Here is a 13,727-nt window from a genome sequence, read left to right on the forward strand (position 1 = left end):
GCTATTTGATCGGGAATCGTGGAAGCTTACAGACCCAGCCGCTGCCACACGGTAGACACCAGACCAGCCTGGTTCAGGGTATAGAAGTGCAGGCCTGGCGCACCATTGGCCAGCAGGCGGTCACACAGCTCGGTCACCACATCCAGACCCAGGGCACGAATGGAGGCCGCATCATCGTAATAGGATTGCATGCGCTGACGCAGCCAGCGCGGCACTTCGGCACCACACATATCGGAGAAGCGGCACAGCTGACCGAAATTGGCAATCGGCATGATGCCCGGCACGATGGGAATGTCCACACCGCGTGCCTGTGCTTCGTCGACAAAGCGGAAGTAGGCATCCGCATTGAAGAAGTACTGGGTCATGGCCGAATTGGCACCGGCTTTCACCTTGCGCACAAAATTGTTCAGGTCGTCCTCGGCCGACTTGGCCTGCGGGTGGAATTCCGGATAGGCAGCCACTTCAATATGAAAATGTTCGCCATGCTCGCTACGGATGAACTCGACCAGCTCATTGGCATAGCGGAATTCACCGGCAGCCACCATGCCGGACGGCATGTCACCACGCAGCGCCACAATGTGACGGATGCCGTGATTGCGGTATTCGTTGAGGATGGCGCTGATGTTTTCCCGGGTCGAGCCGATGCAGGACAGGTGCGGTGCCGCGGCATGCCCTTCGCTGCGGATCTCCAGCACGGTGGACAGGGTGCCATCGCGGGTGGTGCCGCCGGCACCGAAGGTCACCGAGAAAAACTGCGGCTTGAACTGGGCCAGTTGCTGGCGGGTAGTACGCAGCTTGGCCACGCCTTCGGGGGTCTTGGGCGGGAAAAACTCGAAGCTGAAGGTTTTTTTCTGTTCGTTCATGATCGTCTCTGTCCCTGCTCGGGGCGGCAGGCTTTGTTTTTATACTGCAGCGTGTCGCAGCGGTAGCGGCCCGCGGATAGAAAAACGGACAGGTGCATCATACCCTGCCCTGTCCGTTTGCCTTACAGCCCGCTATCAATAACGATAGTGCGCCGGCTTATAAGGACCTTGCTTGGGCACGCTGATGTAGGCGGCCTGCTCATCGGACAGTTCGGTCAGATTGGCACCGATGCGCTTCAGGTGCAGGCGGGCCACTTTCTCGTCCAGATGCTTGGGCAGCACATACACTTCCTTGCCGTACTTTTCACCGTGCTGGAAGATTTCCATCTGCGCCAACACCTGGTTGGTGAAGGAGTTGGACATCACAAAGCTGGGGTGACCGGTGGCGCAGCCCAGGTTCACCAGACGGCCTTCGGCCAGCAGGATGATGCGCTTGCCATCCGGGAAGATAATGTGGTCAACCTGCGGCTTGATGTTGTCCCACTGATACTGGCGCAGGCTGGCGACTTCGATTTCGCTGTCGAAGTGGCCGATATTGCACACGATGGCGTTATTGCGCATTTTCACCATGTGCTCGTGGGTGATCACCGACACGTTGCCAGTGGTGGTAACAAAGATGTCGCCCTGATCGGCCACATCATCCATGCGTACCACGCGATAGCCTTCCATGGCCGCTTGCAGGGCGCAGATCGGGTCTACTTCGGTCACCCACACGGTGGCGCCCAGGCCACGCAGGCTTTGTGCGCAACCCTTGCCCACATCACCGTAACCCAATACCACGGCCACCTTGCCGGCAATCATCACGTCGGTGGCGCGCTTGATGCCATCCACCAGCGATTCGCGGCAGCCATACAGGTTGTCGAACTTGGACTTGGTCACCGAGTCGTTGACGTTGAAGGCCGGGAACGGCAGACGGCCTTCTTTTTGCATCTGGTACAGACGATGCACGCCGGTGGTGGTTTCTTCGGTCACGCCCTTGATATGCGGCAGGCGTTTGGAATACCAGTGCGGGTCTACTTCCAGGTAACGGGCAATGGCAGCAAACAGCGCGGTTTCTTCTTCGTTGGACGGATGGCTGATGACGCTGCGGTCTTGCTCGGCCTTGCTGCCCAGCATCAGCAGCAAGGTGGCATCGCCACCGTCATCCAGAATCATGTTGGCTTCCTGACCTTCCGGCCATTCGAAGATCTTGTGGGAGAACTCCCAGTATTCATCCAGGCTTTCACCCTTGAAGGCAAATACCGGAATATTGGCAGCGGCAATGGCGGCAGCAGCGTGGTCTTGCGTAGAGAAGATATTGCAGGAAGCCCAACGCACGTCAGCACCCAGCTCCACCAGGGTTTCGATCAGCACACCAGTCTGGATGGTCATGTGCAGCGAACCGGCAATGCGGGCACCACGCAGCGGCTTCTGATGGGCATATTCTTCACGCAATGCCATCAGGCCCGGCATTTCGGTTTCGGCGATTGCCAGTTCCTTGCGCCCCCAGGCAGCAAGATTGATGTCAGCTACGTGAAAATCGGTGAATTCAGCCATCGTGCAAAGTCCTTTCACACGCCGGCCGGAACGCGGCTCACCCGCTATTCCGGCATCGGCACGGAGTTTAGTCAGGTGAGCGCCGTTTGCAAGAAGCCCGAGCCTGGGGATTGACCTCGCAGCGCTCCTCGGGAATGCCGTAATTATACCTAGAGACGCAAAAATGTGAATGAAACTTGAGCGACAGGAGGTAAACTAAAACATTGCACTTAGCATAGTCACTTTGCATAGCGGGCCTCATGTCTCTTGTTTTTACTTCCATTTCAGCCATTTCGGGGCTTGCCGCCCTTAGTGCGGCAACCATCGGCATCCTGGCATGGGAACGTCGCAAGGTGGCAGGAGCACGCTATCTGGCCTGGCTGATGCTGGCAGTCATGCTCTGGGCCGGAGCAGCCATGCTGGAGCTGTCCTCCACCCTGCTGCGTGACAAGATTTTCTGGTCCAAGGTGGAATACCTGGGCACGCTGAGCGCCCCGGTGCTGTTTTTCCTGCTGGCAGCCGACTACAACCAGCTTGACCGGGCCTTGCGACCACGCAATATCCTGCTGCTGCTGCTCATACCGCTGCTCAGCATGGGACTGGCCATTACCAATGAAAGACACGGGCTGATCTGGAGCAGCTTCCAGCCCTCGCCATCCGGCTACAATCTGCTTATTTTCAATCACGGCCCGCTATTCTGGCTGATGGTAGCCGGCTATTCCTACATGATGATGGTGCTGGGCTCCTTGCTGCTGCTACGGACTCTGCACTTCTATCCACCCCACTACCGGGGCCAGTCGCTCATCCTGATGCTGGGTGCCATCGTGCCGTGGATTGGCAATCTGCTCTATCTGTCAGGCCATATTTCGCTGCGCGGACTGGACCCTACCCCGCTATGCTTTGCCATCACCGGGGCAATTTTCGCCTTTGACCTGCTCTATCTGCGCATGCTGTATGTGGTGCCGATTGCACGCGGCAATGCCTTTAATGCCATGGGTGACGGTATTGTGGTGATTGACCGCGACAAGACCATTCTGGATATCAATCCGGCTGCAGCCAATCTGTTTGGCAAGCCTGCTGCGGTACTGTGCGGCCAACAGCTGCAAATCGCCTCGCTGGTTGCCGTAGCTGATCATGATGGCTCGCATCAAGTGGAGCTGAATGGACCAGGTTCTCGCTCCATACTTGAAGTACGCGCCTTTCCCATCCGCGAAAGCGGAGTCACGCTGGGTGGACGCATGCTGGTGCTACGCGATATTTCGCGCCAGCGTCTGGCCGAGGAGGCGCTGCATCAGGCCTATCTGCAGTTGAAAACCCGCATTGATGAAATCGAAACGCTGCAAGACACCTTGCGTGAGCAAGCACTACATGACCCGCTTACCGGCCTGTACAACCGCCGCTATCTCGAGGAGACCCTGGGCCGCGAAATCAGCAGGGCAGAACGTGAGCAGCGTCCGCTTACCTTTGCTCTGATTGATCTGGATAACTTCAAAAGCATCAACGACCGCTTCGGACACATCATTGGCGATACTGTGCTGTGCGAGCTGGCAGAGCTGCTGCGCGCCCACTGCCGCCAAGCCGATATCGTGTGCCGTCTGGGCGGAGAGGAGTTCATTGTGGTGCTGCCTTCGGCAGATCAGCGCAATGGCTGGATGCGGCTGGAACTACTGCGCCGGCGCTTTTCCGACCTGCGCTTCCAGGCAGAGCAGCATAGCTTCCAGACCAGCTTTTCCTGTGGCATTGCCTGCTATCCCGACGATGGCAACAGCTTTTCCAGCCTGTACCAGCTGGCTGACCTGGCACTCTATCAGGCCAAGGCCAGGGGCAAGAACCAGGTTTTACTACATGGCATGGCAGCAGATGGAGTCAGCCAGCCACAACAAGGCAGGCAAGACGTACGGGAAGAATGAAAAAAGCCGGGAATTCCCGGCTTTTCTTGCAGTGCGAGCGCCTTATTTGACAATGCGCAGGCTGGGACGGCCACTTGGGCGCGGCGGCGCATCTTCCTTCAGCGCGGCAGTATCTTCGACCGCATCAGCCTCGACTACCGGCTGTAGCACAGGTGTTGCCGGTGCCGTTGCATTCAGCTCCACCTCAAAACCCATGCCCTCACCGGTTTCACGTGCAAAGATGGACATCACGTTGCCGACGGGAACCCAGATATCGCGGGAAACGCCGGCAAAGCGCGCTGAAAACGACACCCACTCGTTATCAATGCGCAGATTCTGCGTGGCCGATGCCGCGATATTGAGCACGATCTCGTTGTTTTTCACGTACTCGCGCGGTACATCTGCATGCTCGTCCACCCATACCACCAGGAAGGGCGTATGGCCATTGTCCGTGCACCATTCATAGAGGGCTCGGAGCATATAGGGCTTGGTGCTGGCGCTCATGGTCATCCTTACTTGCGCATGGCCTTTTCAGACGGGGTCAGCGAGTCGATGAAGGACTGGCGCTGGAAGATGCGTTCAGCGTACTTCAGAATCGGCGCAGCATGCTTGCCCAAATCGATATTGTAGTGCTCCAGGCGCCACATCAGCGGTGCAATGGCCACGTCGATCATGGAGAACTCTTCGCCCAGCATGAATTTCTGCTTGGCAAAAACCGGGGCAATGGTGGTCAGGCCATCACGGATGGCTTCACGCGCCTTGGTAGCTTCCTTACCGGTAGCACCGGCTTCCAGCACTTTTACATTGCAGAACAGTTCGTTCTCAAAGCGGTGCAGGAACAGACGGGCACGGGCACGCATCACCGGATCGGCCGGCATCAATTGCGGATGCGGGAAACGTTCATCGATGTATTCATTGATGATGTTGGACTCGTGCAAGATCAGGTCGCGCTCTACCAGTACCGGCACTTCGTTGTAGGGATTCATCACAGCCAGGTCTTCGGGCTTGTTGTGAATGTCTACATCGATGATCTCGAAATCCATTCCCTTTTCATACAACACGATACGGCAACGTTGGCTGAAGGGGCAGGTAATTCCAGAATAAAGAGTCATCATGGCTAGCGGATATCCTTGACAGAGGCAATCGTTTTCAATCGAAGTGGCCATTTTACCATTTTCGGCATGGCAATTTCCACAACAACATCACAAGCCCATGATTTAAAAAGAAAAAAGGCGGAAATATCCGCCTTTTTCATTTAACCTTGCTCACTAAATCAGTGAACATCTTTCCAGTATTCCTTCTTCAGGAAGTAGGTCAGCGGCAGCAACAACAAGCCCAGGAACAGCAGTACAACGTAACCGATCTGATGACGCTTGACCTGTGCCGGCTCACCGATAAAGACCAGATAGTTGGTCAGGTCAGCCATGCGCTTGTCAAACTCAACCGTATTGGCCTTGCCGTTTTCCAGCTTGGTCAGCGAACCAGCCTTAACCAGTTCGAGCTTGTGCTCTTCGTGGCCCTCGGCATTCTTCTCGGTTTTCAGAACCTGCTCGCCCTGCATCTCCCACAGCACGTGCGGCATGCCAACCTTATCAAACACCAGGTTGTTCCAGCCGGTCGGGCGGGTCGGATCGCGGTAGAAGCCGCGCAGATAGGCGTACAGATAGTCGGCACCACGGGAACGGGCAATCAGCGACAGGTCCGGCGGAGCCGCACCCAGCCACACTTTGGCGTCCTTCTTGTCCATGGAGACATTCATCTGATCGCCAATCTTGGCACCTTCCGGCAGCAGGTTGGCCTTGATCTGCTCTTCAGTCAGACCGATGTCTTCCAGACGGTTGTAGCGCATGGCGCTGGCCGAGTGGCAGGACAGGCAGTAGTTGCTGAACAGCTGGGCACCACGCTGCAGGCTTTCGGTGTCCTGAATGTCGATCGGGGCCTTTTCCAGCATCGGGCCTTCATTGGCCAGAACGGTGCCGCTTACCGGCAACACCAGCGCCATGGCAGCGATCAGGTGGCGGATTTTGCTTTTCATATGTCCTTTCCCCTTGCTTACACGTTGGTGCCGAACAGATAGGCCGCGATGATCGTCACAGCCACCAGTACCAGGAACTTCAGCTGGCGCTTGCCATTAGTCTCCGTCACGCGGGTCGGTACCGGTACGGTGCCGACGTCGTTCTTGGTATAGAACGGCATGCCCAGGAAGAAGGCAAAGTAGACAAACGAGAGGATCTGCGAGATCAGGGTACGGCCAGCCGTCGGCGGCATGGCACCCAGCATGCCCAGGCCGATGAAGGCGATGATGAACAACACCAGCATGAACTTGAACTTGGGACCGCGATAACGGATGGACTTGATCGGGGAACGATCCAGCCACGGCAGGAAGGCAATCACCACCACGGCAGCACCCATGCCGATCACACCCCAAACCTGGGTACCCAGGAAGGACGGAATGGCACGCAGAATGGCGTAGAACGGGGTGAAGTACCATACCGGCGCGATGTGCGGCGGCGTCTTCAGCGGGTCAGCCTGGTCGAAGTTCGGGTGCTCCAGGAAGTAGCCACCCATTTCCGGCAGGAAGAACACGATGATGGAGAATACGATCAGGAATACGGCCACACCGAAGATATCCTTCACGGTGTAGTACGGATGGAAAGGAATGCCATCCAGCGGGATGCCCTTTTCGTCCTTCAATTTCTTGATTTCCACGCCATCCGGGTTGTTGGAACCCACTTCGTGCAGTGCGATCAGGTGGGCCACCACCAGTGCCAACAGCACCAATGGAACGGCAATCACGTGCAGGGCGAAGAAGCGGTTCAGCGTGGCATCGGACACCACGAAGTCACCACGAATCCACACCGACAGGTCCGGGCCGATGACAGGGATGGAACCGAACAGGTTCACAATCACCTGCGCACCCCAGAAGGACATCTGGCCCCAGGGCAGCAGATAACCCATGAAGGCTTCAGCCATCAGGCACAGGAAGATCAGGCAGCCAAACACCCACACCAGCTCGCGCGGTTGCTTGTACGAACCGTAGATCAGGCCACGGAACATGTGCAGGTAAACCACCACGAAGAACATGGAGGCACCAGTGGAGTGCATGTAGCGGATGATCCAGCCACCTGCCACATCACGCATGATGTATTCCACCGAAGCGAAGGCCACCGGAATGCCGGCACCGTTCAGCGTGCCATCCGGTTTGTAGTTCATGGTGAGGAAGATGCCGGTGACGATCTGGATGACCAGAACCAGCATGGCCAGCGAGCCGAAGAAATACCAGAAGTTGAAGTTCTTCGGTGCGTAATACTCGGTAACGTGCTCTTTCAGCATCGACGACAGCGGAAAGCGGTCGTCAATCCAGTTCAGCAGCTTTTGTCCTTTGCTCATTTTTCCCCCTCAGCTTATTTGTCGTCGCCAATCAGCAGGCGGGTATCGGACAGATACTTATGCGGCGGAATTTCCAGGTTCTTCGGAGCCGGCACACCCTTGAACACGCGGGCAGCCAGGTCGAACTTGGAACCGTGGCACGGGCAGTAGAAACCACCCAGCCATTCCGGACCCAGATCGGCAGGAGCCAGATCAGGACGGAAAGTCGGCGAACAGCCCAAATGGGTACAGATGCCCACGGCAACCAGCAGCTCCGGCTTGATGGAGCGGGCTTCGTTCTGGCAGTACTTGGGTTGTTGCTCTACTTCGGACTTGGGGTCCACCAGCTTGGGGTCGTTCTTCGGCAGATCGGCAAGCTGCTGCTTGGTGCGGGACAGCAGCCATACCGGCTTGCCGCGCCACTCGACGTTGATCTTCTGGCCCGGCTCCAGCTTGCTGATATCCACCTCAACCGGTGCACCAGCGGCCTTTGCCCGTTCAGACGGGAAGAAACTCATCAGAAACGGCGTCGCCACCCCGGCAACAGCCACACCCCCAACAGCGCTGGTTGCTACCGTCAGAAACCGACGGCGCCCCGTATCGACTTGTTGTTCACTCATTACAGTCATCCTCAAACGTGGAAACCGAGCTTAAACTTCAAACCAGGCGATTTTACCTGATTACCAGTAGGGACATGAAGCGCCTATGCAAATAAATTGAGCCAGGTCGGGTAGTTTTGTCTAAACAGGATTGAAAAGATCGACAAATTCAACACTTATGCCGTGCAAATGAGAAAGCTTCTCGCCCAGCGCCGCGATACCATAACGTTCAGTCGCATGGTGTCCCGCCGCGATAAAGGCAACGCCATATTCGGCAGCCAGATGGAAACACTGTTCGGATACTTCACCTGTTACAAAGGCATTTACACCCAGGCCGATGGCCTCTTCAAAGAAAGCCTGCGCGCCACCGGTGCACCAGGCAACACGGCTTACCCTTTGATTTTCATCGCCCAATAGCAAGGCATCGCGCCCCAGCACCCTGCCAATATGATCGGCAAAGGACCGCGCCGTACCTGCTTGCGGCCAATGCCCATGCCATAGCAAGCCCTGTTCACCAGTCTGCCCGGCGACCTCCAGACCGAGCATTGCGGCCAGCCGGGCATTGTTTCCCAGTTCCAGATGCGCATCCAGCGGCAGGTGATAGGCAATCAGGCTGATATCATGCTGCAACAATTTGGCCACACGTGCGCGTTTCATCCCAACCAGTCGGGCATCCTCACCTTTCCAGAAGTAGCCGTGATGCACCAGGATGGCATCTGCCTGACGGGTGATTGCCTCATCAATCAATGCCTGCGAAGCAGTCACGCCACAGACGATGCGCTGAATTTCTGCCCGGCCCTCCACCTGCAAGCCGTTGGGGGCATAGTCCTTGTAACGCCATGGTTCCAGCCACTCATCCAGGCTGGCCAGTACTTGCTGTAATTGCATGATGCATCCTTGCGAAATGAGCTGCCGCCTATTGTGCCAGAGAAGCCGGCTGCTACCCGCCATCGCGCAGAAAAACAAAAACCCCGCACAAGTGCGGGGTTTTCAGGTTCAGCGAGAAGCCGAAGCAGCTTACATCATGCCGCCCATGCCGCCCATGCCGCCCATGTCCGGCATGCCGCCAGCAGCCGGCTTGTCTTCCGGCAGTTCGGCGATCATGCAATCGGTAGTCAGCATCAAGCCGGCAACGGAAGCAGCATGTTGCAGCGCGGAGCGGGTTACCTTGGCCGGATCCAGCACGCCCATTTCCAGCATGTCGCCGTATTCGCCGGTGGCAGCGTTGTAACCGAAGTTACCCTTGCCTTCCAGCACCTTGTTCACGACTACGGACGGCTCGTCACCAGCGTTCTTGACGATCTGACGCAGCGGGGCTTCGATGGCTTTCAGTACGATCTTCACACCAGCGTCCTGATCGACATTGTCAGTCTTCAGGCTGTCCAGAGTGGAGCGGGCACGCAGCAGAGCTACGCCACCACCAGCCACAACGCCTTCTTCTACAGCGGCGCGGGTAGCGTGCAGCGCGTCTTCAACGCGAGCCTTCTTCTCTTTCATTTCCACTTCGGTGGCTGCACCAACCTTGATCACGGCAACACCGCCAGCCAGCTTGGCCACGCGTTCTTGCAGTTTTTCACGGTCGTAGTCGGAAGAAGCTTCTTCGATCTGGCGACGGATTTCACCAACGCGAGCCTGGATGGCATCAGCCTGACCAGCGCCGTCAATGATGATGGTGTTTTCTTTGCCCACTTCGATACGCTTGGCTTGGCCCAGCATGTCCAGAGTGGCTTTTTCCAGGGTCAAGCCCAGTTCTTCGGCAATCACGGTACCGCCGGTCAGGATGGCGATATCCTGCAGCATGGCCTTGCGACGGTCGCCAAAGCCCGGAGCCTTGACAGCGACCACCTTCAGGATGCCACGGATGGTGTTGACCACCAGGGTAGCCAGCGCTTCGCCCTCAACGTCTTCGGCGATGATCAGCAGCGGACGGCCGGACTTGGCCACTTGCTCCAGTACCGGCAGCAGGTCGCGGATGTTGGAGACTTTCTTGTCGAACAGCAGGACGAACGGATTGTCCAGAGCGGCAATCTGCTTGTCCTGGTTGTTGATGAAGTACGGGGACAGATAGCCGCGGTCAAACTGCATGCCTTCTACCACGTCCAGTTCGTTGTTCAGGCTCTTGCCGTCTTCAACGGTAATCACGCCTTCCTTGCCCACTTTTTCCATGGCGGTGGCGATGATTTCACCGATATCGGAATCGGAGTTGGCGGAGATGGAGCCAACCTGGGCGATTTCCTTGGTGGTGGCACATGGCTTGGCGATCTTGGCAATTTCACCAACCAGGGAAATAACAGCCTTGTCGATGCCGCGCTTCAGGTCCATCGGGTTCATGCCGGCAGCAACATACTTCATGCCTTCTTGAACGATGGCCTGGGCCAGTACGGTAGCAGTGGTGGTACCGTCGCCGGCCACGTCGGAAGTCTTGGAGGCCACTTCCTTCACCATTTGTGCGCCCATGTTTTCGAACTTGTCTTTCAGTTCGATTTCCTTGGCCACGGAAACACCATCCTTGGTGATGGTCGGCGCACCGAAGGAGCGGTCCAGTACCACATTGCGGCCTTTCGGGCCCAGGGTAACCTTGACGGCGTCAGCCAGAATGTTGACACCAACCACCATCTTGGCGCGTGCGGAATCACCGAACTTTACGTCTTTTGCAGCCATGCTCAAATCTCCAGAATTCTATGAAAGGGTCGTAGAAGGGTGTATGGGTCGGAATTACTCGACGATACCCATTACATCTTCCTCGCGCATTACGAGGACTTCTTCGCCATCAACCTTGACGGACTGGCCGGAGTACTTGCCGAAGATGACCTTATCGCCAACCTTCAGTTCCAGCGGACGGCGCTCGCCATTGTCCAGAACCTTGCCGTTACCGACAGCCAGCACCTCGCCCATATCGGGCTTTTCAGCGGCGGCACCCGGCAGAACGATGCCGGAAGCAGTCTTTTCTTCAGCCTCAAGGCGCTTGATAACAACACGATCGTGCAGCGGACGAATTGCCATTGATCTCTCCTAAATACAAAGTGGCTGTTGAATGCAATATGTACTGCCAGAATGGCAGCGCGGGGCGGGTTTTAGCACTCACCCCTGACGAGTGCTAATAATAGGGACGGCCTGCACATGTTTCAAGTGGGCTGCCCGAAATTTTGCCTGCCCCTACAGGCAGGCAAAACCGGCAGGAGAAGTCAGGAATCGTCGCGGCGCAGCACCAGCCAGCGCGGGATCTTGAAGCGCACGATCATGCGGTAAAGACGGAGATAGAGCAGCACAAACAACAGGCAGAACAGCATCAATACCCAGGTATGGTTCCAGAACAGCATGGCCGGAATCACCGAAAAGGAAGTCAGTAACCATAGATAGGGAGAGGTCATGCTGTTGCGCTGGGTAAGATGACGTGCCTCCTTGGAGCCCACCATCCACAACACCATGCGCTTGTAAATCATCTGGTGCAGATGCAAAGCATCCGGATAGCCCACAGCCCGGCCCTGCAGAAACTTGCGGCGATAAATGGAAAAGATGGTTTCAAACACCGGGTAGATCACACACAGCAAGGGAAACCACGGCGATACCGCCGGGTTGCGTGCCACCAGTAGCACCGACATTTCGGCAATCATGAAACCAATCAGATAGGCCCCGCCATCACCGGCAAAAATCAGCCCGCGCGGGAAGTTCCAGAACAGGAAACCCAACACCGCGCCAACCATGGCAAAGCATACGCTCATCAACACGATGTCATGCACCTTGAAACACACATAGATGATGGAGAGGAAGATGAACACTGCCACCATGCCGGACAGGCCGTTATAGCCGTCGATGATGTTGACCGCATGGGCAACCCCGCCCACCGCCACCATGGTCAGCAACAAGGACAGCCACCAATAGGAAGCCAGCAAGTGATCCAGCCCCGGAATGGCCAACCGCGCCAGCCCTGCACCCAGCAGGAAATATCCCAATGCAGCCGCCACAAACGTAGCCAGCAAACGTGGCAAGGGACCGATTTTCTTGGTGAGATCCTCAACAAAGCCAGCGGCAAATGCCGGGAAGGCCGATAGCAGCAGCAACAGCACCCATACCGAAGTATTCAGATAGCCGGAAAGCGCACAGCCCGCCACCAGCCCCAACATGATGGGCAGGCCACCAATGCGGGGCACCGGTGTGGCATGGAATTTCTGCACGCTGGTGACGTCACCATCGGTAGAAAAACGTGCGTGCAAGTGCGCATACCGAATCAGCAACAGCCCGGTAGTAAAAGAAGCAATCAGTGCGAGCAAGAGAATCTGCAACATGTGGCATCACGGCTTGAATGGGGGTGGAACGAAAAATACGGATCTACCGTAACAGTCCCAAGACTGTACAACGAGAAACCGGTTAAATTTGTCTTATAATGCTGGCCTTGCAGGTGGGCACTCTGCACTTGCCAACGTGCCGGCTACTTTATCATGGCCACCTGCCAAGCAAAAATTACTTACTTATTATTGGAATTGATAAATGATATTGGTTACTGGTGGTGCCGGCTATATTGGTTCGCATACCTGCGTAGAACTACTTAACTCCGGCCATGAAATAATCGTATTGGATAATTTGTGCAACAGTCATGAAACCGCACTGCGGCGCATTGAAACACTGACCGGGAAAAAGCTGCACTTTATTCATGGCGACGTCCGCGACCCGGCGACGCTGGCGCAGGCTTTTTCCTTCCCCATCAAGGCGGTAATGCACTTTGCCGGACTTAAGGCCGTAGGAGAGTCCGTAGCCGATCCGCTGCGCTACTACGACAACAATGTCTACGGCACGCTCAGCCTGCTGCAAGCCATGCAACAGCATGGCTGCAGACAGTTCATCTTCAGCTCAACCGCAACCGTCTACGGCATTCCCGATAGCGTTCCGGTACAAGAACACTTCCCGCTCAATCCGATGCAGCCCTATGGCCGTAGCAAACTGATGGTTGAAGACATGCTGCGAGATCTGGAACAGTCTGACCCAGACTGGCGCATTGCCATTTTGCGCTATTTCAACCCGGTAGGTGCGCATGAAAGCGGCCTGATCGGCGAAGACCCGAATGGCATTCCCAACAACCTGATGCCATTCATTTCCCAGGTGGCTATCGGCAAATTACCCAAACTGAATGTCTTTGGAAATGACTATCCCACCCCGGACGGTACTGGCATCCGCGACTACATTCATGTAGTTGACCTGGCGAAAGGCCATGTCAAGGCACTGGAAGCCCTGAACAATGGTTCGCTCACGGTCAATCTCGGTACTGGCAAAGGCTATTCGGTACTGGACATGGTGAATGCCTTCATCAACAGCACCGGCCAGGACGTCCCCTATCAGGTATCACCGCGCCGTGCCGGTGATATTGCCGAGTACTGGGCATCTCCTGAGCAAGCAACACAACGCCTGGGCTGGAGGGCAAACCGCAGCCTGGAAGACATGTGCCGCGACACCTGGCGCTGGCAGCAGCAAAACCCGAATGGCTACCGTTGAGTCGC

14 protein-coding genes and 1 riboswitch are annotated in these 13,727 nt (G+C 56.4%); of the genes, 2 read left to right on the forward strand and 12 right to left on the reverse strand.

What is annotated here, in order from left to right; translation table 11 throughout:
* Nucleotides 1-26 precede the first annotated feature (26 nt).
* On the reverse strand, nt 27-863 hold the full coding sequence (gene metF, locus QVF59_RS04495) for a methylenetetrahydrofolate reductase [NAD(P)H] (RefSeq protein WP_045846644.1): 837 nt from the start codon (nt 861-863) through the stop codon (nt 27-29).
* Nucleotides 864-998: 135 nt separating this feature from the next.
* Nucleotides 999-2,399, reverse strand: coding sequence for an adenosylhomocysteinase (ahcY, locus tag QVF59_RS04500; RefSeq protein WP_089085891.1), 1,401 nt, complete (start codon nt 2,397-2,399; stop codon nt 999-1,001).
* 70 nt (nt 2,400-2,469) lie between these two features.
* Nucleotides 2,470-2,535, reverse strand: a riboswitch (S-adenosyl-L-homocysteine riboswitch).
* 103 nt (nt 2,536-2,638) lie between these two features.
* On the opposite strand from ahcY, the gene QVF59_RS04505 reads away from it, so the two are divergent.
* Nucleotides 2,639-4,288 (forward strand): histidine kinase N-terminal 7TM domain-containing diguanylate cyclase, encoded by a 1,650-nt coding sequence (locus QVF59_RS04505; protein ID WP_159874919.1) that lies wholly within the window; start codon nt 2,639-2,641, stop codon nt 4,286-4,288.
* 42 nt (nt 4,289-4,330) lie between these two features.
* Here the strand turns inward: QVF59_RS04505 and QVF59_RS04510 are convergent, their stop codons facing one another.
* The 10 genes from QVF59_RS04510 to QVF59_RS04555 form a co-directional block, all read right to left on the reverse strand.
* On the reverse strand, nt 4,331-4,771 hold the full coding sequence (locus QVF59_RS04510; RefSeq protein ID WP_287877616.1) for a ClpXP protease specificity-enhancing factor: 441 nt from the start codon (nt 4,769-4,771) through the stop codon (nt 4,331-4,333).
* Between the two features lie 8 nt (nt 4,772-4,779).
* Nucleotides 4,780-5,382, reverse strand: a complete 603-nt coding sequence (locus QVF59_RS04515) for a glutathione S-transferase N-terminal domain-containing protein (RefSeq protein ID WP_159874917.1) — start codon at nt 5,380-5,382, stop codon at nt 4,780-4,782.
* A gap of 2 nt (nt 5,383-5,384) precedes the next feature.
* Nucleotides 5,385-5,522, reverse strand: coding sequence for a hypothetical protein (locus QVF59_RS04520; protein WP_287877619.1), 138 nt, complete (start codon nt 5,520-5,522; stop codon nt 5,385-5,387).
* Nucleotides 5,523-5,540: 18 nt separating this feature from the next.
* Nucleotides 5,541-6,302 carry a cytochrome c1 gene (locus tag QVF59_RS04525; RefSeq protein ID WP_287877620.1) on the reverse strand — a complete coding sequence of 254 codons (762 nt, stop codon included), beginning with the start codon at nt 6,300-6,302 and terminating at the stop codon, nt 5,541-5,543.
* A 17-nt stretch (nt 6,303-6,319) separates the two neighbouring features.
* Complete coding sequence (locus QVF59_RS04530; RefSeq protein WP_287877622.1) at nt 6,320-7,657, reverse strand: cytochrome b; 1,338 nt, start codon at nt 7,655-7,657, stop codon at nt 6,320-6,322.
* A 14-nt stretch (nt 7,658-7,671) separates the two neighbouring features.
* Entirely contained in the window at nt 7,672-8,256 is a 585-nt protein-coding gene (gene petA, locus QVF59_RS04535) for a ubiquinol-cytochrome c reductase iron-sulfur subunit (protein WP_159874914.1), read from the reverse strand.
* 120 nt (nt 8,257-8,376) lie between these two features.
* Entirely contained in the window at nt 8,377-9,123 is a 747-nt protein-coding gene (locus tag QVF59_RS04540) for a Nif3-like dinuclear metal center hexameric protein (protein ID WP_159874913.1), read from the reverse strand.
* Between the two features lie 129 nt (nt 9,124-9,252).
* Complete coding sequence (gene groL, locus QVF59_RS04545) at nt 9,253-10,896, reverse strand: chaperonin GroEL (RefSeq protein WP_287877625.1); 1,644 nt, start codon at nt 10,894-10,896, stop codon at nt 9,253-9,255.
* A 54-nt stretch (nt 10,897-10,950) separates the two neighbouring features.
* A complete protein-coding gene (gene groES / locus QVF59_RS04550; protein ID WP_045846653.1) occupies nt 10,951-11,238 on the reverse strand; it encodes a co-chaperone GroES in 288 nt (95 codons plus the stop codon).
* Between the two features lie 182 nt (nt 11,239-11,420).
* The gene (locus QVF59_RS04555; RefSeq protein ID WP_287877628.1) at nt 11,421-12,521 is read right to left on the reverse strand and encodes an MraY family glycosyltransferase; all 1,101 of its coding nucleotides are present in this window, start codon (nt 12,519-12,521) and stop codon (nt 11,421-11,423) included.
* 202 nt (nt 12,522-12,723) lie between these two features.
* On the opposite strand from QVF59_RS04555, the gene galE reads away from it, so the two are divergent.
* Nucleotides 12,724-13,722 (forward strand): UDP-glucose 4-epimerase GalE, encoded by a 999-nt coding sequence (gene galE / locus QVF59_RS04560; protein WP_287877629.1) that lies wholly within the window; start codon nt 12,724-12,726, stop codon nt 13,720-13,722.
* The last annotated feature ends 5 nt before the right edge of the window (nt 13,723-13,727 follow it).

The sequence above is a fragment of the Aquitalea sp. genome, from assembly GCF_030150775.1.
In the GTDB taxonomy this organism is placed as follows: domain Bacteria; phylum Pseudomonadota; class Gammaproteobacteria; order Burkholderiales; family Chromobacteriaceae; genus Aquitalea; species Aquitalea denitrificans.

What these genes read in the sequence shown, in the direction of transcription:
- petA (WP_159874914.1), bottom strand. Translation starts at nt 8,256, where the DNA reads ATGAGTGAACAACAAGTCGATACGGGGCGCCGTCGGTTTCTGACGGTA.
- QVF59_RS04505 (WP_159874919.1), top strand. Translation starts at nt 2,639, where the DNA reads ATGTCTCTTGTTTTTACTTCCATTTCAGCCATTTCGGGGCTTGCCGCC.
- QVF59_RS04525 (WP_287877620.1), bottom strand. Translation starts at nt 6,302, where the DNA reads ATGAAAAGCAAAATCCGCCACCTGATCGCTGCCATGGCGCTGGTGTTG.
- groES (WP_045846653.1), bottom strand. Translation starts at nt 11,238, where the DNA reads ATGGCAATTCGTCCGCTGCACGATCGTGTTGTTATCAAGCGCCTTGAG.
- QVF59_RS04555 (WP_287877628.1), bottom strand. Translation starts at nt 12,521, where the DNA reads ATGTTGCAGATTCTCTTGCTCGCACTGATTGCTTCTTTTACTACCGGG.
- QVF59_RS04530 (WP_287877622.1), bottom strand. Translation starts at nt 7,657, where the DNA reads ATGAGCAAAGGACAAAAGCTGCTGAACTGGATTGACGACCGCTTTCCG.
- QVF59_RS04520 (WP_287877619.1), bottom strand. Translation starts at nt 5,522, where the DNA reads ATGAAAAAGGCGGATATTTCCGCCTTTTTTCTTTTTAAATCATGGGCT.
- metF (WP_045846644.1), bottom strand. Translation starts at nt 863, where the DNA reads ATGAACGAACAGAAAAAAACCTTCAGCTTCGAGTTTTTCCCGCCCAAG.
- QVF59_RS04515 (WP_159874917.1), bottom strand. Translation starts at nt 5,382, where the DNA reads ATGATGACTCTTTATTCTGGAATTACCTGCCCCTTCAGCCAACGTTGC.
- galE (WP_287877629.1), top strand. Translation starts at nt 12,724, where the DNA reads ATGATATTGGTTACTGGTGGTGCCGGCTATATTGGTTCGCATACCTGC.
- QVF59_RS04540 (WP_159874913.1), bottom strand. Translation starts at nt 9,123, where the DNA reads ATGCAATTACAGCAAGTACTGGCCAGCCTGGATGAGTGGCTGGAACCA.
- QVF59_RS04510 (WP_287877616.1), bottom strand. Translation starts at nt 4,771, where the DNA reads ATGAGCGCCAGCACCAAGCCCTATATGCTCCGAGCCCTCTATGAATGG.
- ahcY (WP_089085891.1), bottom strand. Translation starts at nt 2,399, where the DNA reads ATGGCTGAATTCACCGATTTTCACGTAGCTGACATCAATCTTGCTGCC.
- groL (WP_287877625.1), bottom strand. Translation starts at nt 10,896, where the DNA reads ATGGCTGCAAAAGACGTAAAGTTCGGTGATTCCGCACGCGCCAAGATG.